At 32.7% G+C, this 20,744-nt stretch carries 18 protein-coding genes; 2 read left to right on the top strand and 16 right to left on the bottom strand.

Annotated elements, in window-relative coordinates; all coding sequences use genetic code 11:
- Positions 1-25: 25 nt before the first annotated feature.
- Entirely contained in the window at positions 26-4,060 is a 4,035-nt protein-coding gene (locus AAEO57_RS18830) for a PAS domain S-box protein (RefSeq protein ID WP_341694584.1), read from the top strand.
- A 93-nt stretch (positions 4,061-4,153) separates the two neighbouring features.
- On the top strand, positions 4,154-5,002 hold the full coding sequence (ypfJ, locus tag AAEO57_RS18835; protein WP_341694585.1) for a KPN_02809 family neutral zinc metallopeptidase: 849 nt from the start codon (positions 4,154-4,156) through the stop codon (positions 5,000-5,002).
- Between the two features lie 37 nt (positions 5,003-5,039).
- Here ypfJ and AAEO57_RS18840 read toward each other — a convergent pair whose 3' ends face one another.
- From AAEO57_RS18840 to AAEO57_RS18910, 16 genes are all read right to left on the bottom strand, one after another.
- Positions 5,040-5,567, bottom strand: a complete 528-nt coding sequence (locus AAEO57_RS18840) for a GNAT family N-acetyltransferase (RefSeq protein WP_341694586.1) — start codon at positions 5,565-5,567, stop codon at positions 5,040-5,042.
- An 11-nt stretch (positions 5,568-5,578) separates the two neighbouring features.
- Positions 5,579-6,706: a lactonase family protein gene (locus tag AAEO57_RS18845; RefSeq protein ID WP_341694587.1), complete on the bottom strand. Its 1,128-nt coding sequence runs from the start codon at positions 6,704-6,706 to the stop codon at positions 5,579-5,581.
- A gap of 82 nt (positions 6,707-6,788) precedes the next feature.
- A complete protein-coding gene (locus AAEO57_RS18850; RefSeq protein WP_341694588.1) occupies positions 6,789-7,211 on the bottom strand; it encodes a DUF1801 domain-containing protein in 423 nt (140 codons plus the stop codon).
- A gap of 11 nt (positions 7,212-7,222) precedes the next feature.
- The gene (locus AAEO57_RS18855) at positions 7,223-7,591 is read right to left on the bottom strand and encodes a nuclear transport factor 2 family protein (RefSeq protein ID WP_341694589.1); all 369 of its coding nucleotides are present in this window, start codon (positions 7,589-7,591) and stop codon (positions 7,223-7,225) included.
- Positions 7,592-7,751: 160 nt separating this feature from the next.
- Positions 7,752-8,069, bottom strand: coding sequence for a transposase (locus AAEO57_RS20900; protein ID WP_423972154.1), 318 nt, complete (start codon positions 8,067-8,069; stop codon positions 7,752-7,754).
- Positions 8,070-8,072: 3 nt separating this feature from the next.
- Positions 8,073-9,935: a type VI secretion system baseplate subunit TssF gene (locus tag AAEO57_RS18860; protein ID WP_341694590.1), complete on the bottom strand. Its 1,863-nt coding sequence runs from the start codon at positions 9,933-9,935 to the stop codon at positions 8,073-8,075.
- A gap of 90 nt (positions 9,936-10,025) precedes the next feature.
- On the bottom strand, positions 10,026-10,985 hold the full coding sequence (locus AAEO57_RS18865) for a hypothetical protein (RefSeq protein ID WP_341694591.1): 960 nt from the start codon (positions 10,983-10,985) through the stop codon (positions 10,026-10,028).
- Positions 10,986-11,114: 129 nt separating this feature from the next.
- Positions 11,115-11,918: a DUF7738 domain-containing protein gene (locus AAEO57_RS18870; RefSeq protein WP_341694592.1), complete on the bottom strand. Its 804-nt coding sequence runs from the start codon at positions 11,916-11,918 to the stop codon at positions 11,115-11,117.
- 132 nt (positions 11,919-12,050) lie between these two features.
- Entirely contained in the window at positions 12,051-12,956 is a 906-nt protein-coding gene (locus AAEO57_RS18875; RefSeq protein WP_341694593.1) for a DUF7738 domain-containing protein, read from the bottom strand.
- A gap of 17 nt (positions 12,957-12,973) precedes the next feature.
- Positions 12,974-16,066, bottom strand: coding sequence for an HET-C-related protein (locus AAEO57_RS18880; RefSeq protein WP_341694594.1), 3,093 nt, complete (start codon positions 16,064-16,066; stop codon positions 12,974-12,976).
- A 2-nt stretch (positions 16,067-16,068) separates the two neighbouring features.
- A complete protein-coding gene (locus AAEO57_RS18885) occupies positions 16,069-17,874 on the bottom strand; it encodes a type VI secretion system Vgr family protein (RefSeq protein ID WP_341694595.1) in 1,806 nt (601 codons plus the stop codon).
- 28 nt (positions 17,875-17,902) lie between these two features.
- A complete protein-coding gene (tssD, locus tag AAEO57_RS18890) occupies positions 17,903-18,298 on the bottom strand; it encodes a type VI secretion system tube protein TssD (protein ID WP_341694596.1) in 396 nt (131 codons plus the stop codon).
- 129 nt (positions 18,299-18,427) lie between these two features.
- Complete coding sequence (gene tssD / locus AAEO57_RS18895) at positions 18,428-18,814, bottom strand: type VI secretion system tube protein TssD (protein ID WP_110345063.1); 387 nt, start codon at positions 18,812-18,814, stop codon at positions 18,428-18,430.
- 103 nt (positions 18,815-18,917) lie between these two features.
- Complete coding sequence (locus AAEO57_RS18900; RefSeq protein ID WP_341694597.1) at positions 18,918-19,349, bottom strand: GPW/gp25 family protein; 432 nt, start codon at positions 19,347-19,349, stop codon at positions 18,918-18,920.
- Between the two features lie 11 nt (positions 19,350-19,360).
- Positions 19,361-20,074 carry a type 2 periplasmic-binding domain-containing protein gene (locus AAEO57_RS18905; protein ID WP_341694598.1) on the bottom strand — a complete coding sequence of 238 codons (714 nt, stop codon included), beginning with the start codon at positions 20,072-20,074 and terminating at the stop codon, positions 19,361-19,363.
- Between the two features lie 76 nt (positions 20,075-20,150).
- Positions 20,151-20,684: a hypothetical protein gene (locus AAEO57_RS18910; RefSeq protein ID WP_341694599.1), complete on the bottom strand. Its 534-nt coding sequence runs from the start codon at positions 20,682-20,684 to the stop codon at positions 20,151-20,153.
- Positions 20,685-20,744: the final 60 nt, after the last annotated feature.

Genomic DNA, 20,744 nt, shown 5'->3' on the forward strand with positions numbered 1-20,744 from the left:
TAAGAACAACACCAATCCAAATCTTATGGGAGGAAGCTGCAGTTTTTATGATTTTGAATTTTCAGGGCTTGCTTTTTTTGGCAATAGCCTGAAACTATCATGGGGACTCCAGCTTTTTTTGCCTCCGGATTTTGTTTTTCATTACATCCCAAAACTTATTCTTTTGGGGCTCGGTCTCTGTTTGTTTTTGGGGATGCTGGTTTACAATTTTTTTAATATCAAAAAACAGATTGGTTCCTTCATTGAAAAAAATAAGGAAAAAGAAGTTACTAATAAAGAATATCAGCTTTACCTTTTATTTTTCGGTATTACTATCATAGTGATCGAAATCATCAATGAAATTTTTAAAATAAGGTCAAAAAGTCTTCTGGCCGTCAATCTTTCTATAGGGTTTTCTATCTTACTGCTTTATTTTTTAAGTTATAAAAATGAGTCTTTCAAAAACAAAGTTGGTATCATTTTCATCAGTATCTTTTTATTATTTACAGCCCACATAGCACGCAATATTATTATTTTCCCGAATGACAACGTACCAATTATCGGTTTTTTAATATCTTTTTATTTTTCGTATAGTATTCTAAGACCCATAAAAATTTACCGTTTTTTTGTCGTTGCTGTATTTATTTTCAACATAGTCAACCTTGTTTTTAATTCGATACCGCTAAAATCTTCTGTTTTATTGATGTCTTTCTGCCTGGTTATTTTTGTAATCAACCATGTTAAATACGCCATTTTTTTAAATACCCGGGATAATTTCAGGTTTACCAATGAAATAGTACACAAGGGCAATTCACTCACACTCGCCTGCAATAAAAAAGGTGAACTTATATTTTGCAGTGAGTCTATTACCGAAATACTTGGATATACTAGCGAGGAAGTAATGGGAATGGGATTTTGGAAACTTACCGAAGATCCCGATTTTATTGGTGATCAATTTTGGGACACTTACCAGAGCAATGTCCCGTACGTTAGAAAATTAAAATGTAAAAACGGCGAACACAAATACATTCAATGGAAAGACAAACGTTTTACCGAAGATCTGATTATTGGTATAGGACAGGATATTACGGAGCAATTCAAAATAAAAGACCAGTATAAAAACCTGATCCAGACCGCAGCCGATATTATTTTTGAAATTGATACAGAAGGAAATTTTACCTTTATAAATGATTTTGCTTTTTCTGTACTGGAATATACCGAAAAAGAGGTCATATCTGCTCATTATTCTAATTTCATCCATCCAGATTACCGAAAAAAGGTTGCTGATTTTTATGAAAACCTCGAAGAAAATAAATTCAATTATGACACTATTGAATTTCCAATTTTAAAGAAAAACGGTGATGCTATCTGGATTTCTCAAAAAGTTATCACACAGAAAAATGATCTGGGACAAGTAGTCGGTTTTGCTGGTATTGCCCGCGATATTACGGAACTTAAAAACAACGAAAACGAAAAAAGAATCAGGCTTGAAAAAATCGAATCGTACACTAATTCTACCAAAAAATTATCTACGACCGACTTTAGCCTTTTTGACAACCTGCACAGTTTAATTGATTTTATCATTAAAGAAGCTGCTGTTTCAAAAGCCAACCGAATCAGTTTCTGGAAATACAGTAATGACACTCTTATCTGCAAAAACTTTTACAACAAAGATAAATCTGATTTTTACAATACCCATATCCTTGACAAGGCCTCCCTGCCTGTTTATTTTGAGACTTTGCAAAAGAAAGCCATCATTAATGCTCCTGATGTTTTTAACAAAAAGGAGACCTCAGAATTTCAAAAAGAATATTTTATCCAGAATAAGATTATTTCTATGCTGGATGTACCTGTTTTTTATAGTGGACGGCTCTCAGGTGTAATTTGTTTTGAAAGTACTAAAAAGAAAAGAACATGGGACAATGAGGATATTAATTACGCCCGGACTATTGCCGATGTCATCTCACTTGCCATTTCGTCACAAATGCGTCTGAAAGCTGAACGTAAACTGGAACTTAAAAGTCAGTTACTCTCTGCACTGGCTCTTTGCACAGAGAAATTTTTACTAAGTAAGACTATTGAAGAAATGTTTCAGGAAACCTATAATATCATAGGAAAAGTAGCCAATGCCGACCATATTTATTATTATGAAAAGGATTTTGAGACTAATACCATTAGCCAAAAATACAAATGGTCACGAGCTGAAGATCTGAACGAAAATATCATTCTTCAAAAGTTTACTGAAACCAATTTAAAAGAAATCGTTGAAAAAGCACAAAGCAGGAAAATACTGAACACGCTGACCCGTCAGCTTGATGATTCTTTTTTTAAAAATTTACTAGAAACTCATCATATCAAATCGATATTGATTCTTCCTCTGTATGTGCATGATATCTTTAGCGGTTTTATTGGTTTTGATGATTGCAAAAACGAACATAAATGGTCCGAAGAAGAGATTTATATTTTCCAGACCCTTGCCAACAATATTTCGTCTGCCCTTGAACGAAACCGGAATCAGAGCAAAATCCTTGAAAGTGAAGAGAAGTTTAAACTAATTACCAATAATATTCCTGGTACAGTCTATCTGTCTAAATTTGATGCTTTCTCGACCAAAATATTCCTGAATGACCAGATTCTTAATCTTACAGGCTATTCCAAAGTCGAATTTCTAGAGCATAACCTTTCTTTTTTATCACTTATTCATCCCGACGACAAAGAGGATGTAATCCATAATCAGGTACAAAATTTACAGCACGGAAAACCATTACACAATACTTACCGAATTAAACGAAAAAGCGGTGAATATATCTGGATAGAGGAATTTGGAGATGTTATCAAAAAGGGAGATGAAATTGAATTTGTAGGGGGTATTTATTTCGATATAACGAATAAAAAACAAACAGAAGACGCTATAAAAGCCAAACAGCTTGCGGAAGCGGCCAATAAATCTAAGTCGGAATTCCTTGCCAATATGTCGCATGAAATAAGGACTCCTCTTAACGGTATTATCGGTTTTACTAACCTGCTTATGAAAACCGAACTTGCCCCAATACAGGAAAAATACATGACTACGATTAACCAGTCGGCACATTCATTATTAGAGATTATCAATGATATTCTTGATTTTTCTAAAATTGAAGCAGGCAAACTCGAACTGTTTATCGACCTATATGATATCAAAAAATTACTAGAGCAGACATTCGATCTTATTCGGTATGAAGCAAATCTCAAAAACCTTAACCTTGAGCTTCATGTTGCAACCAATGTTCCAAAATATATTCGTACCGACATTGTACGCCTAAAACAAATACTAATCAATTTATTGTCGAATGCTGTCAAATTTACTCCAAAAGGGTTAATCAGACTCGATGTTACAGTGATAGAAATCCAAGAGCCGCTATGCACCATGCGATTTGCGGTTACAGATACTGGTATAGGAATTCTGGAAGAAAACCAAGCAAAGATATTTAAGGCTTTTTCACAGGAAGACGGTTCTACTACCCGAAAATTTGGTGGTACCGGACTAGGTCTTACAATTTCGAACCAGCTACTGGCATTAATGAGCAGTCATCTACAGCTTAAAAGTGCTATCGGAGAAGGAAGTACCTTTTATTTTGACCTTAAACTCTTCACAAGCCATGAGAACCCAAACGAAAAAAACATAATCAAAGATAATGATATCCCTGCAGTACTAAACTTACCACCTGTACAAACCCCGGTTTTTATGATTGTGGAAGATAATAAGGTAAACATGCTGCTTTTAAAAACAATTCTTAAAAACCTATGCCCGGAAAGTACTATTTATGGTAGCGAAAATGGTCATGAAGCACTTCTTCAGTTTGAAAGCATTACACCAGATTTAATTTTTATGGATATCCAGATGCCTGTTATGAACGGTTATGAAACTACCAAAATAGTACGCAACACGCTTAAAGGCGAAAAAATTCCTATCATTGCAGTGACAGCTGGTGCAGAAAAAGAAGAGCGTGACAAATGTCTGTTAGCAGGAATGAACGATTATATTGCCAAACCGATTATGAAGGGAGTTATTGAAACTATTTTACTTAAATGGTTAGTTTAATAAACAATAATATTCTTAGAAGCCCATTTATTGCAAAAAATAATATAAATTAGTTATTCACAAATCAATAAAGGAACTTAAAAATAATATACTATGAAATGGTTAGGCAGAAGACAAAGCGACAATGTTGAAGACAGGCGTTCCGTATCCGGAGGTAAAGCCGTTCTGGGAGGCGGAATCATTGGTGTTATCATTTTATTAGTGAATGTTTTCGGTGGTGAAAATGCAAAAGTCATTACGCCTATACTCGAACAATTACAAGGTGGTCAACCCCAAACTGAAACTGCTGCACCACTAAGTGCTGAAGATAAAGAACTCGGTGATTTTGTTAAAGTAACCTTAGCTTATACTGAAGATATCTGGGGAAAAATTTTTGAAGAAAACGGAATGACATATAAAGAGCCAAAACTCGTTCTTTTTAGAGGAAGTGTTCAGACTGCCTGCGGTGGTGCTTCATCTGCCTCGGGACCTTTTTATTGCCCGGGCGACCAAAAAGTATATATGGATCTTGATTTTTTTGAAGAATTAAAAACTAAGTTTGGCGCAAAAGGCGGTGATTTTGCCATAGCGTATGTCATTGCTCATGAAATAGGACATCATGTACAGACCTTACTGGGCACCTCTGCCAAAATGCGTGAAGCACAGGAAGGAAAAAGTGAAGCTGCTGCTAACAAACTATCTGTAGCACTGGAACTTCAGGCAGATTTCTATGCGGGTGTATGGGCACATTATAACAAACAAAATCTGGACGAGGGCGATATTGAGGAAGCACTGAGTGCTGCGCACGCTGTTGGTGATGATGCCATCCAAAGCAAAATGCAGGGGCATGTAGTACCTGACTCATTTACCCATGGCACCTCTGAACAACGAATGTACTGGTTTAAAAAAGGATATAACAGCGGTGATATCCATCAGGGAAATACTTTTGACGAGATACGATAACATCCTCAACATCAATTTTAATTGTCAATAGGTATTACTATTCAATTTTAGCCAATTCATATTCAAAATGTAGAACTCCTCCATTATCTGGATAAATTATTTCGTTTCTTTTTACAGCTCCTAATTTCAAAACTGCTTTTTGTGAACGGATATTCTCTGCGCCAACATGAAAAAGTATTGAATCTACTGTTTTAAAAGCATAATCAATAAGCATTTTTTTTGCAGCAGCATTATAAGGACCTCCCCAGAATTTTCGCCCTATAAAAGTATAACCAATACCTACATTTGATTTCTCTGGGTTGTAATCATAAAATCGTGTTGTTCCAATCACTTCGTTTGTTTCTTGGTCAAGAATCAAGAAGGAACCTTTTGAACTCATGGCTCCCTCAAAAAAAGATTTAAAAACATCTTTTTTATATCGGTCTTTTATTGGATGCTGCTCCCAAACTAAAGGATCTGAGGCTATTTCATAAAGGGTTTCAAAATGATCTTCCTGAAGCGGAATTAACTTTATGATTTTATTTTCTAAAATTTCAGGCTGTAAATTGAAATTGAGTGTTTTCATTTTTTATTTTTTTACAGTATTTGTTTGATTTTTACACACGAAACATTTGGCATTTTAATTTCTTCTCCCGTTTTGGTCAACAGACCACTTTTTTTATTTCTTCTAAAAACGACTACATTTCCAGAATTGACGTTTGTTGCAATTAAAAAATTTCCGGTTTCGTCAAGAGCAAAAACCCTCGGATGATCCCCAAAAGTAGACTGATATCCTATATTTTTTAAGAGCCCTTTTTTATCAATAGAAAAAATAGCAATATTATTTTCTTTTCCCCTATTTGAGGCGTATAAAAATTTCCCATCAGGAGAAATATGAATATCCGAACTTGCATAACCTTCTGTTATAGTATCAGGATTTGCGCTAATGCGCTGAATCTTTTTTAAGCTTCCCTTTTTATATTGGTAAACACTTATTTGACCAGCCATCTCTTCAATACAATATCCAAATTTTTGATTCGGATGAAAAGTAAAATGCCTTGGCCCGGCTTCTAAATCGGTTTTTGTAAAAGGAAGTTTAGCTTCAAATAAAGGCTTCTTTTGTTTTTCATCAAATTGATAACATCTTATTTTATCAGCCCCTAAATCCGGTAAAAAGAGATAATCAAAACCGGGAGAAAATACCGCCGAATGAACATGAGAACGTGTTTGCCTTTCTTTGTGAATACTTCCGTCAGTATATTTAAAATTTTGAACTATAGAATCTATTTTTCCATTTTCTAAAACAGGAAAAACCGAAACACTTCCTTCATTATAATTGGCATTAGCAATCCATTTTCCATTTTTGTGAATGGTAACATAAACCGGATTTTCTCCTCCGCTTGCCTGCTTATTTAAAAAGGTAAGAGTTTTATTTTGTGCATTAAATTCAAAACTGCTTACACTCCCGGCATTTGCTGTTTTCGTATCGGTACAGGCATACACATATTTTCCGTTTGGAGAAACAGTTAAAAACGACGGATTAATTATATTCTTCTCTCCGGTTATTTTACTCAGATTTCCGTTTAGGGTATCCAACTGGTAAACCTGAATTGATTCCGCCGTTTTATCTTTGTTGTATGAACCTAAAAAAACGTAAGTGTTTTGTGAGAAAGAACTTTCAAAAATTAACAAGATAAATACGGGTATTAGTTTTTTATAATTCAATTTTTTTGGGTTTTATTTTTAAAATTACGCTTTGATATTTTGGCTTTAAAAAAAGCATAAGTGCTATTTTGAATGTAACCATTTATTTTGAAGGATATATTTTTTTAAAACTGTTGACTGAAAGTGAAATCATTTCTTTTAAAACCTCAATATCAATATCCGTTAGTTTTTTGATGTATATACAGCCTTTTCCGGCTTTATGTTTTCCGAATTTAGAAAGTAGTTCCTCTTTATTTTCAAAAGAAGAAGACAAGTAAAGTGAAATCGCATCTTTTCTGGGAGAAAAACCAACTAATGGAGCATCGCCTTCATGCCCGCTATCGTATTTGTAATGATAATTTCCAAAGCCAATAATTGCTGCTCCCCACATTTTAGGTTCAAAACCGGTAACTTTCTGTGCTATATATAGAAGTTCATAAACGTCTTTTCTTTTCCCTTCATCAGTAATAGTATTAATAAAATCAATAACAATGCTTTCTGTTTCTGTGGTTTTATTTTTAGCCATTTTGAATCAGTTTAAAACATTCCATTTTCATTAATTATTTTATTAGGAACGGGCTGTCCTGAATCCCAAAGTTCGACTATTTTGTCTGATTCAAATCGAAAAATATGAACAACAGCAGCACCCAAATCTGTTAAATTTTGTTTGACATGTGAATGAACTGCAACTAAATTTCCGTCTTCTAAAATATGATGAATGGTGAAAATTTTATTGGGATTTGTTTTTGCTGATTCTTCCATAGCCTGCATTAATGTTTCTGCATCTCCTTTAAAATAAACATTATGATGCCTGAAATTTTTGCCGGTGTATAATCGGAAAGCTTCGTTTGAATGCCCAGCAACGGCTAGTTTAAGAAAATCCTCAGCAATTTTTTTCTTTGTCATGATTTCCATTTTAGATTACAATAAAATTATGAATTAAAAACGAATGTGAAAGCATGATCCAAATAGATTTGGAATATATCGAATTCTTATCCAAATTAATCTTTCGGCAATATCAACATATTAATTAAGTAAAGAGGCTGTCCGAAAAGGGCAGCCTTTTTTATGCAGCAAATTTTAGGGATTGATTTTGCATTGGTTGTTTTATGAAAAAATATTCTGTTGCGATTTTAAAAAGGTAAATTTCGACTTCTACAACTCTATTTCGAACTCGCATAGAAAATTTTATATGAGTATTATGCTTTTTATTGTTATTTGCCACCATTTTTCTAAAATTGTGTCCAATAGCCATCAATAGAAATTCCATTTCTACTTTATCTAATCCTTTGAAAGTAAATCGATTAAATTTATTATTGCTTTTTAGCTGTCCAAAGACGGCTTCTTTACTTAATTGAAAAACATTTTTAAGTTTAAAATGGATTTCTTACCGGTTTCCTAAGGCTACAGGCTCATTTTCTATAAATAATCGATACGGAAACACATTCGAAGATTTATTAATTAAGTTTTTCATATAGCTTTCACATAAATAATTCCACTCTGTCGCTGATAAAGATTCTTTTTCTTCCTGATTCGTTTTTATATGAATATCTACAGTACGGCTAAAACCTGCTTTGCTTGAAATTTCTTTTCGGGTTCCTTTTTCAATTTTAACATCCTGAATGTAACTTTTAAAATGATTAAAACTAAATGCTTTTATATCAGCAAAAGTTACTATTCTTCCTCTTGTTAATAAGGCATTTCGGTATTCTAAAATTCTGTCTTTATTGTTTTGTTTGTTTGTTCCTCCTACTGTATTTGTAACTAATGTTGCGGCCTTACTCGTAAAGAACAAATCATCCTTAGCTTCCAGAACTGTCCCGGCTTTAATATCATTACCGTCCTCTGCGCAAGTTGACCAATAACTTATTGTAAATGTTTTTCCGGCAGATTCATTTACTTTAGGCTTAATCATTAAATAGGGATCGTTGTTTTTAGAAAAATTACTTTCTTTGGCTTGCTGCTCAACAGAGGCCAACAATTGATTAATCTCTATCAAAGAACTATTCATAAAATCTTTCCCCAAACCTGCAAAAGAAGAACTTTCATCTTTTAATAAATCCAATACATTCTGAAGCAGTTCTGAAGCTGATCTTGAATCAAATCTGGAAACTCCCCCTGCACGTAATACCGCATTTCCTTCTTCGATTACACCTTCGCTAAAATCCTTAATTTCATAATGATTTGCATAGGTATCTACAACAGTATCTACATCCAGATAAATATCACTACCTGTATCTAATGCTACGTACGACAAAAATCCTCCAAGAGTTTTGTTTATCACATGGCGTTTTTTATTAATTACCGGAAAACAATTTGCGGTAAAAGATACATTGTCTATTATTTGAGGAATTAAAGATTCCGGAAAAACCATTTTTATCCAAATAACAGGATTTTCGTTATGATTTGTTATATTCTCAAAAAACTTATATTCAGGATGATATTCGTTTATTTTTTTATGTTTTAATACGCCTTTTAGCGTATAAAAATTATCAAAATAAAACTCGTTTACTTCCTGCATCAATTCACTCAGGTGCGTATAGTTGCGGTTTATGATGTTTTCGATATCAAGACTGTTTACCGGAACATTATACCCCTCTTTTACTTTAATTTCTATATCATCATGATAGCATTTCATTTGCTTTAGATAATAATGAAACATCTCTTTCTGATGGATATTTTTAATATCAATGTACAGCATTAAATCCTCCAACTCAAATACATTGGTGTCTTTTAATTCGATTCCTAAAAATACTTCTCCGGAAGGCAGCGAATGTTTGTAATCTCTAACTGCGTCTTTATAAAACAGATTGGAAACCTCATACAGATTTCTTTCGTACGCTACATATCTAACCTCACAGGAAGATAATTTTACTTCCAGGGTTGGTGAAAGAACAATTTCTTTAGTAATAGGTGCCAAAGGGTTATAAATATTGTGCAACCTTCTGCTCACCGTCATTTGGTTTTGCAGAGAAACTTTCATATTGTTATCTATTGGCAGTGCATGCATGATTGCTCTGGCCGGTTTAGCACCGGCAGCAACTTCAGGAAACATAATTTCCAAGACTCTTTCAACTACCCGTGTTTTGGAGTCTTCAAGTTCGTGTGCCACTTTTTCTAATTCATACGATAATGCATTTAGCATCATGGACACAACAGGATCAAATGAAGTTTCCATTTCCACATCTGAAAAACCCCATGATCTGGCTGCTCTTTTTAATACCCTGTCTTTTATTCGTTCTTGTCTCATTATTCGTTCTTGAAATCAAATATTCTTTATATCTATAATTCTTTAACTTATATTACACTTAATTAGAAAGTATATTATATTTAAATTTACCTAATTATCATGCAATACGACTTCATATATTCCGTCTGGAGCATAAGTTAAAAATCTATCATCCTTTATTTTTGTTAGATCGTGAAAAGTAACATTATCATAAGAAAGCACTTTAAAATTTCCTCTACTATTATTTATCTCATATTTGATATAATAATAACCCGCTTCGTCCATATAGGGAATGGATGGAATAAAATGGTTTCCACCACCACTTGAAGTCCAAAATTTATGTATCATAGCATAATCATATACTTCAAAATAGCTTTTTTCATACTCAGCATCCTGCATTTTTTTTAAATTCCCAATATTAGATTTCATTTTTTGAGCATTTTCATCAAAAAACGTCACCAGACAAGATGGGGTATCATTTAAAACAAACTTGTTATTTCTAGTCTGTATTAAATAACTTCGATTCCCTAGTTCGACTGCTTTATAAGGTTTCGTTTTATTATCTATTTTATATTTGTTGCAAAAAAAATTAAGATAAATAGAATCTAATTGCTTTTCATTAATATCTGAATTAGGATTTGTTCTTTTTTTTCTAAGACTATCACTTATTGAATTAAATTTTGAATATTCATTATAACTATCTATACTGCGTTTTTTAAAATTAGTATCGTCAATAGTAAAATATCCTTCTGAACTGGATAATAAAAACTGATCATCTTCATAACATATATAATAACCCTTCATTTCTGAAGTTTTTCTTTTTGCTATATCATAAAGTGCAATAGTATCTCCAGAAAATTTTATCAAAAGAGAATCATTATAAAATTGGGTTCCTCCTATTCCAAAAATTTTTTTGAATTTAATTTTTGCATTTATTGTTTTAGGAAACTCAGGGATTTCAGGATATTTATCTTTTCCTTCTTTTTCTGTACAGGAAGAAAGTATAATTAAAAAGATAAACATGATTTTATTTTTTTTAAACGCTGTACTAAATAAATCGTTTATATACATTTTTAATATTTTGGCAAATTCAATTATAATATAGTTTACTGTCTTGTATAACAAAACCTAATTGCTTTTTGGTTTGACTGCTAATAATTGTAAAAATACTAATAGCAAAATTATTTTTATTACCCTCATCTATTGGTCATTCGTTTTGTGCCACCATATTACAATACTTTTAATACAATCAAATCTACCAACTTTATCCGGACTCAATCCTTCAAATTCTTCTGCATTTGAAAATCGTTCCAGAGTGACATACATATCATAATCGTCCTTAATCCATCTTGATGAAGTCGACGAATCTCCCGGAGGGTCAAAATCTGGACCTTCAAGACGTAAACCTTTTATTCCTTTATGCCAGCCTGTATATCCTATTTTTTTTAAATTAATCGTATTACCGTTATAAGTAAAATTACCTTTGTATTCTTCCTTTGGTGATTCTTGAAAATGTTCTTTGTCTTGTTTCCTTTTCTCCTTAACTTCTTTTGTTAAGGGAAAACCATTCTGTTCTTCAAAATTCTTAACCAAGCCTAAATCCAATTCCCAATATTTCGTTACATGTAGTGTTTGTATGTGAATGTTCCCAACAATGTTAGTTTCCGGATACGCTGATAAACTGATCCCTAATTTATCCCAAATAAATAGTTTATCGATCCGTAGAGGCGATTTTTCTTCTTCTATACTATCATATTTACCATATATGTTAATGATTTGTTCCAGAGTCTTAACTTTTTTATAACTTTCAGTATCTTCAGTTATTTCTCCTGTTACTTTATCTCTAATCATTTTTATTATAGTAAAATAATCATTGTCTGAATGTTTATTGACATTTATTAATTTGGTTTTCCAGAAATAGTTTTTCACAACACTTACATCAGATGAATCTATATCAATTCTATCATACATTCCCATTGCACCTGTAAACTTTTCTATGGACATACCTAGTGCTATCTCCTTACTATCATAATATAATTTACCGTCTTGTATAACAAAACCTGATTCCATTTTTTTGTTTTGACAGCTAGAAAATTGAAAAAAAGTTAATAGTATAATTATTTTTATTCCTTTCATTTATTGATCATTGGTTTTATGCCACCATATTACAATATCTTTAATACAATCAAACTTGCCCACTTTTTCCGGACTTAATCCTTCATATTCTTGTGCATTAGAAAATCGATCTATCGTAACATACATATCATAATCGTCTTTAATCCATCTTGATGAAGTCGAGGAATCTCCCGGCGGGTCAAAATCTGGACCTTCAAGACCTAAACCTTTTATTCCTTTATCCCAGCCTGTATATCCTATTTTTTTTAAATTAATCGTATTACCGTTATAAGTAAAATTACCTTTGTATTCTTCCTTTGGTGCTTCTTCGAAATGTTCTTTGTCTTGTTCTCTCTTTTCCTTAACTTCTTTTGTTAAGGGAAAACCATTCTGTTCTTCAAAATTCTTAACCAAACCTAAGTCGAGTTCCCAATATTTGGTTACGTGCAATGTCTGTATGTGTATGTTACCTACAATATTAGTTTCCGGATATGCTGATAAGCTGATCCCTAATTTGTCCCAAATAAATAGTTTATCAATGAGTAAGGGCGATTTTATTTCCTCAATACTATCATATTTTCCATATTTAGATACTATTTCTTCCATAGAGTCATAAATAGATTCTTCATTATTTAAATAAAAACTATATTTTTTTTCTTCTTTAAGGTAAAAAGCATAATAATTATCTTTAGTCCAAAGCCATCTTTTACTTGTAAAACCACCTGAAGAATCAATATCTATTCTATCATACATTCCCATCGCATCTGTAAACTTTTCAATAGGCATACCTAACGCTATCTCCTTACTATCATAATATAATTTACCTTCTTGTATAACAAAACCTGATTCCATTTTTTTTTCTTGTTTAGATTGACAACTCATCAGTTGAACAAATGTAATTAATACGATGATTTTTAAAATTTTCATTCTCTATGGTTATTATATTATTTGTGATCGTGGCCTGCTTCTTTCATAACATCTTCATAACTTTGTTTTCCGGTTTTTGTTTTAATTTTCTCTAAACCTTTTTCTTCCCATAATTTATTCAAACGTTCCCAACCTGCATTCCATTTCGCCGGAATTTTATTGATTGCCGCTTTAAATTCCTCTTTTTGTTTATCCGTTGTATTAAAGTCACTAATTACAGAAATTTGATTGTAAAGGTTGGCAATTTCCTGATAACCATGCCGTATACCATATAGCACAACGCTTGATTCATGGGCTAACTTAACCTTTTTTGGATTAGTTTTACACCAATTAATAACTTTTTCATCCATCCAGTCGGTATGCATAGGATGCTGAAATAAAATTTTATCAGCATAATTTATAATTAATCTTTTATAATCATCTTTCCCAAACAATCTCCCTACTTCATACACTGCATCTTCTGCTAATTCTACTGCCAGGTGGTGTAGTGGCTGGATACCGTTGTCTTTCGCCAGCTGTGTATGGGTAGGGCCATATTGGTTTACCTTCCAGTTCCCCGATTCTAATAAATTCAATTCGTTATCTAAATACGTTTGATAATCATCTATTAAATTTGCAGCACTTAAAAATAAAAAATGATAAAAAACATTTTTTACCACATTAATATAACCCGTAACGTATTCTAATATTCCAAAACCACTCATAATATCTTTGTAAGAAGCCCCAAACCATCTTTCTGTCACCATAAAATCCCTAAAGCTCAAATAGGTTAAAAATGCTTCCGAATAAACATTATCATCAGTTCCTTTGTAAGACGCTTGTTTTTCTTTGGTATCCGATGCCTGGGCATTTGATATATCTTTTAAAAATTCATAAATTAAAGCATCATTAAAAGTCCTCTCTCCCTCTTTAAGTTCGTCTTGTTTTTCAACATGAATCGAAAATTGTTTATTAATGATTTTGGGGGCTATACTTGCAATCGTATCCAATAATCCAAAACTACCTGTCTGAACTATGGGGCATTCTGCATGAGCGTAATATAATCCTTTATTTTCTAAATAATTACTGTGTCCTAAATTAGCATAATATTGTGCCGGATGCACTTTTTTAGGATCTTTATCCGACATAAAATCTTTAACAGAATTCGACCATAAATCACTATTATTTATGGTTTTAAATTTTATTTTATTCCGGTCTATTACAGAATTTATGGCGTGACTATTTTTAGAAATGTCTGCTTTATGATTTTTTAATTCTTCATTTTTACAGGTAACAGGCATATTATCCCAAGGAAACACCTCTGGATCGTATACTTTCATAATAGCAATTTCGCAAAAATTACTATGGGCAAAATAATCTTCAAGGATATGCAAGGCTGCCCCAAAATTTATTCGCCCTTCAACGGTATTAGGATTTGAGTTATTAATGTAATTTATAAAACAATTATAAGCGCTTTCAAAACCATTAACGGGATTACCGTCTTTATCTTTTTCAACATTAAAACCCCTTATATAATTCTTGGTACCTGTTGCTTTATTATTATCCCATTGCTTTTCTACAGGATCTTTTACAAAATCAGAATCCAGCTGATTGTTTAAATTTTCAGGAGGACAGGCCTTACCTTTCTTTTTATTCTCTTCACAGATTAATTTACGATGCAGGGCTGCGGGATTATCAATATGTTCCTGTGGTCTGTAAACTCCTAATAATTCTGTACTAACTTTTGCATATTTAGAGCGGAAGTCCTGGATATATTTAATGTAATTTTGAGGTTTTTTATCCTTGTCTTCCTTAGCTTTTTGTTCTTTTAAATCTCCAAATTCCTTTAAACCAATTAATTCTACCAAAGATGTTATCGATTCACGGCTTAATTTAACCGGAGACAATTTAGTCGGTTCCCATACAATTTCAGCCTCAAAATTTTTAAGTCTAAATCCAACAGGAAGATTAAAGGTTCTCTCATCAGCTTTAGTGACATAATTTTTATCCATTAAATCACTTAGTTCATCAAGTATCTTTTTATTCTCGTCTTTATTAACGTGTTTGTCTTCATATTCTTTACTTAACTTATCTAAAGAGTTTGCCATCGGTCTCACAACCATAGGGTCGACAAACTGAGAAAAATCCCGTAACCAGTTGCCAAAATAGATTTGAGATCTTTCTATATTTTCTCCTTTACTATTATTTCTATATCTGGCAATTCTTCCAAGAGCTTCATTTTCTATAGATTGATGTCCTAAACCGTGTAAATCATCTCCAAGACCGGCCCCAAAAAACTCATAGCCGGCAAAATAATTATCATCTTTTTCAACCCTGTTATCTACAAATTCATTTAATTTTTCATTTAAATCGGCAAAGTCCCAAGTTAATTTTTTCTCTTCTCCCTTAATAGTCGCTGTCGCATAATGCTGTTCTTTAATTTTAAACGGATCTATATAATATTTTTTATATTTTCTGTTCATTCTTCCACTAAAGAGGGCTCCTTCGTCATTTTTTGCATCTCCTTTTTTAGTTGAATATTTATTACGCAATAAGTAATCAAGATGATGCCCAAATTCTTCCACCAAAGCAATCATTAACAGTTTTTGGTATTTATTGTCTTTGATCGCATTTAAAATAAATCCTTCAGAAATGATAATGTGATTTTTTATTTTTTCATTTTCTCCGGAATAATAAGCTGCGCCATAACCAGGTAAGCTTAATGCAACTGTTATCTTTGGATTTAAACTTTCTTTCTTTTCTGAGGCATCCTCATAAAGTTTTTCATAAGCTTTTAAAGGAATATCTGCTCCGAATATATCTGCCATCCAGAAACAGAACATAGCTTTACTATCCTTTTTTGCAAAAGCAAATAATTGTTCAAGGGCAAATTTACTTTCTAATATAAACTCACTTTCTTCTACTTTTAATTCCGGGGGAGAATAATCACTGTATATAACACCATTTTCCTCTCCTTTTAAATCAATGCTTGCATTACTATTTAAAACCAGATTGTCCTTATGAGCTTCATAATTTACTTTATCAGCAATTTCGACCAATTCTTTAGCTCTAACAGTATAGCTGGTTTTAGCATGTATTGTAATATTTTTAGCTTGTTTAGTAATACCCATAATTAAAACATTTTAGATTTTTCGGTACTGTTTTTTTCTATGGTTTTACCACTTTGGAGTGTCATGTTTTCTTTTTCACTAAAAATAGTTACTTTTTCGGCAAGGGTATTAAAATCAGCGGTTTGTCGATGTGTTTTATCTGATGATATTTCATTTCTTACATCAGAGTTTTCCATAATTTCTCCGGCAGCGGTTTGCATAATATCGTTTCCTGCAACTACTGTTATATCATTATTTGCCGAATTATCCATGTTTTCTCCTGCACTAACAGAAACATTTTTACCTGCAGTAATACTAACATTTTCTCCGGCTTTTACTGTAAAATTCTTTGGCGCATTAACATCAATATTTCCCTGACCATCCATTTTCCAGGTATTGCCACTCGGGTCTTCGATTAAAATACTTCCTTCACCGTCATTCAAAATAAATTTGATTCCTGAACGCGTGTGAATCGCCTTAACATTATTTTGACCGTCTGCATAACCGCTGGTTTCACTGCCATTATACTGCGTTCCTAAAACGTAAGGATTCTGTGCATTGCTTCCTTCAAAACCTACTAAAACCTCTTCGTCAATTTCGGGAATAAAGTAAAATCCTTTTCCTGAACCTGAATGTGGCTGTATCATACGAAGCCACTCACTTGAATTGTTTCCGCCTGCCCAGTTGAACTGTACTTTTACACGTCCCAATCCTTCAGGATCATTGTTGTCTTTTACTTTGGCTGGCTGTGTTTCGGCTTTGGCAAATACATTTACGTCTGTATAATGAGGTGCTGCAACATCTGCCGGAATTGCTTTGAAATGACACGTATAATTTCCGTGTACCTGTGAAAGGTGTGATACTTCTGTCACAATGAGTTCGTGTTCAACTGTTTGGTTTATGATGCTGAAAACCTGCCCAAGTCCTAGCGGAAAATAGGATATTCCACTGTAATATACACTATTGGCGTCACTTCCTGCAGTCTGCAGTTTAACCATTTCTTCGATTTCTTCATTGCTTTGGGCATTGGTGGTATAAGCACCATTGCTCAAATCGTTTTGGGTAACGGTTCCCTGGTTATGACCTACAACAGCCGAGAAACTGTCTTTGCTTCCTGAAGAGGTTCTTGCTGAGGAATTACGAATATTGGCTGCGCCATTGTAATCATAACCTCCCAGAGAAATTTTATGGGATGCCATATTAGCCTGAATTTTAAATCCATGCAGCGAAGCTCCATTGATGAGTTTTATTTTACTGCTTTTGGTTTGTCCGAACTGCATTCGCATTCCGTCAAAATAGAACCATTGTCCGTAACGTCTGGCTAATCTTTTTAAGAAATCAAAATTGGTCTCATTGTACTGAGCCATGTATTTGAACTCCTGAAGATAAGTAGATTTTATAGCATCTCTTTCATAGAATTCTCCCGGTCCTTCTGCTAAAATATCCAGAACAATATCATCCATACCTCTTTGCTGATAAGTTCTTGATTTTTTCATATCATCCAGAACGATACTGTGGCTGATACCTTTGACATGTAATCCTTCGGCGCTGCCGTGAAGGTCTACAGAGGTAAGTTCTGTTATAATTCCTTTGCTCATCAACCGGATTCCGGTAAGGCTTTTAAAAGTAAAAATAACTTCATCTCCCAGATATGTTCGTATTGCCTTTGCCTGATCTGCAGGATTTATGATAGCTTTGCCGGTATATTGCCATACAAAAGAAAAATGATGATGATCGGCCATCTTTTGGGACAGTTCTAAATTATGATAAACCACGTTTTGGGTAAAACTTCCTATGCTGATATGTACCTGCTCTGAAAAATGTGCCATAATAATACTATTTATTGGTTCTTTACAATTAACTTAAGGCAATCCAGTTGTTAGAAAATTTCGCATCTCCAAAAGTCAGTTCTTTAGCCACTAATTCTATAGTAATTTTCATAGGGACTTCAGTAGTGCTTGTAAACTGTTCGTCATAACCAATGCAAAATGCTTTCGTAAACGTAAGTTCTTTCATTTTACTCATTGCATCTCTTCTGTAAAAAATGATTTTACCGTCTTTTGTTAAATCACTATTTAGCATCCAGCTCAAAAAATTAGTATCCTTAGTGGCTTCTATTATCATTTTTACAATTCCGCCTTTAGCATTTCCGGTAGGCTTACTTGTGTTGTCAATCTCTTGTTTGAAGTTTACATTGAATTCAAGAATGTTGTATTCTTCTCCGTCTATATTTAATTTAGATAAAAAACTCATGTTTAGATTTTGTTAGGTTATTAAAAGATATAAAAATAGATTTAGTGCTTATTAAACAAAAAAGGAAGTCCCATAGCAGGACTCCCTTTAATAGTTTCAAGCTTAAAAAAGTTTGATAAAGTCCAAGGATTATACCCATGCATTATCAAATTCTCCTCCGCCCATCGAAATTTTGCGTGCTGAAATCATAAAAGTCTCCGTTAAAGGAGTGTCACTGTTATGATCAAAGTTTTCTTTGTACTTAACCATGTAAGCCTCTGTAAACTTTAGCTCTTTTAAAGTAGCATTAGAATCACGTTTGATGAATTTTACAGAACCATCTTTTCTTTCGAAATTATTGGTCATCCACTCAAACAATTCAGTACTTCCTGTAGACTCAACTTCAAGCATAATTCTTCCACCACGAGTTACTGTAGATGGACGCCCAGAAGCGTCTGTTTCCTGAGCTAAATCATAGCTCACATTTAATACTTTGTAATCCTTTCCGGCTACTGACAACGATGTTAAAAACGACATAATAAAAATTTTTTAATTATTAATTTATTTATTCATGCAGCAAATATAAAAATAATTCTTACAATAAAAAATAAATTAATAATATTTTATTTACTTTTTATATTTATTTATAAGACAATGGTCCAACAAAAAAATATCCTCTGAAATCGAAATTTCTATTGGTACTTTTTATTGTTGCATCAATGATAATATCAACACGTTTTTTTGCTCTGCTTATATTATCAACAAAAAAAAACTCTTCAGAAAGTTCAACCCTCAAATCATTAAGTTTAATTCTTCCTTCATGCAAAATCAAAGATTGTTTCATCGTTTTCGAAATTATATCTTTCAGGGTGTTTTCATTCATCAGCAAATCAAAATCGATTTCCCATATTTTAGATCCAAAGGTTTCATCAAACTTGCATTCACCAAATGTTGTGGTAGCAAGCAAAATTATTTGTTGGGCAATAGAATGTTCAATCGATGTTTTTTCTAATTCTTTTTTCTGAATGATGGCATTAAAATCTATCGGCAGTTTATAAAAAGCTCCTTTCATTTTTCTTTAATTTATATATAAATTATCCTGTCCGTTTTTCCGTTATATCCTGTTTCTATAGCTTTAGAAACCTTTTTCCTCTTAATAATACTGAGTGTTACTTTTGGAGTAAGTTTCAAAAATTTTTCACGATACAAAATATCACCAATAAAACGTTTTCCTTTATTTTCATCAACAATAATAAAATAACTCGTCCCTTTTTCAATTTTCAGTGTATTGATGTCTCCGGCAAAAAGCTGAATGTTTTGATTTTCTTTTTGAAAAGTATAACAGAGTTCTTCATCATTTAATTTTCTGTATTTCGAAATATCAAACACTTCTATTTCTTCTTTTAAAGGCTCAAAAGGTATATTTTCAAAAAGAAAATTCTTTGGAGCTAAAAATTTCAGTCCAAAAAAACTCCAGATTCCTTTTTTGGTGGTTTTCTCTTTATAAAAAAAAGTATCTCGTGTCACTTTATATATCTCTTTTTCCTTGGTTTTATCATCAGTTACAATCATTTGATACGTAGGAACTTCAATTTCTACAGGAATTTCAGAGCTTTCAAAAAATGTTTTGAGATTTACTGTCCCCACTTCCTGTTCTGAAATTATGATACTGATCGTATGCTTCGTTAAAGCCGAATCTGTTCTGACAACCACATCGCCCTCACCGCTGCCTGCATAAAAAACAGAACCTTTGTTATCTGTAAGTCCTAATGAAAGATTTAATTCTGGAAATGGCATATTTAGCTATTTATTTGATGAATTTTAATTTTATTTGAAAGAAGACAGCTTATATATAAACTGCTTGAAATTAAAACTAACGCTGCTTTTTTCTAATCTTATACACCTTCAAACAATTGAGATAATGTTTTAAATTCTGGTTATCAGCCGCACTCGGACTAAATTCATAATCTTTTTTAAGCGTATAAAATCTTATTGAATTAATTGTGTTAGCATTCAGTTTTTTTATATCTGCACCTGTGAGTTCCATAACAGCTGTACCATCACAATTTACTGCAAATGAATTCTTTAAAATATACGTATCTCCATTTTTGAAATAAAGTTCTAATGGCTGTTCCTGCTTTACACAAACGTTATCTGTAAATATTTTGAAGTATAGATACAAACTACTTTTTCTTTTGCCAAGCTGTAATACTGCATATTCAGAATCTTCATTAAAAACTCTTAACAAAATTGGCGGTGCACTTGCAAAAAGTTTCCCCGAAAGCAGTAAGTCATTTTGCGTAATGGGGCAGTTTATTTCACTTAGTACAGGTATTTTTTGAGCTTTAACCCGATTTGAAGCTATAAACAATACAATGATTGCAAGCAAAATTTTCAGTAGGTTCATAAATTTGAATTATTTGGTTTGACCATTCAAAAGATCAATGTTTTGTTTAAAAAAGGAAAC

This window comes from Flavobacterium calami (genome assembly GCF_038290035.1).
Classification (GTDB): domain Bacteria; phylum Bacteroidota; class Bacteroidia; order Flavobacteriales; family Flavobacteriaceae; genus Flavobacterium; species Flavobacterium calami.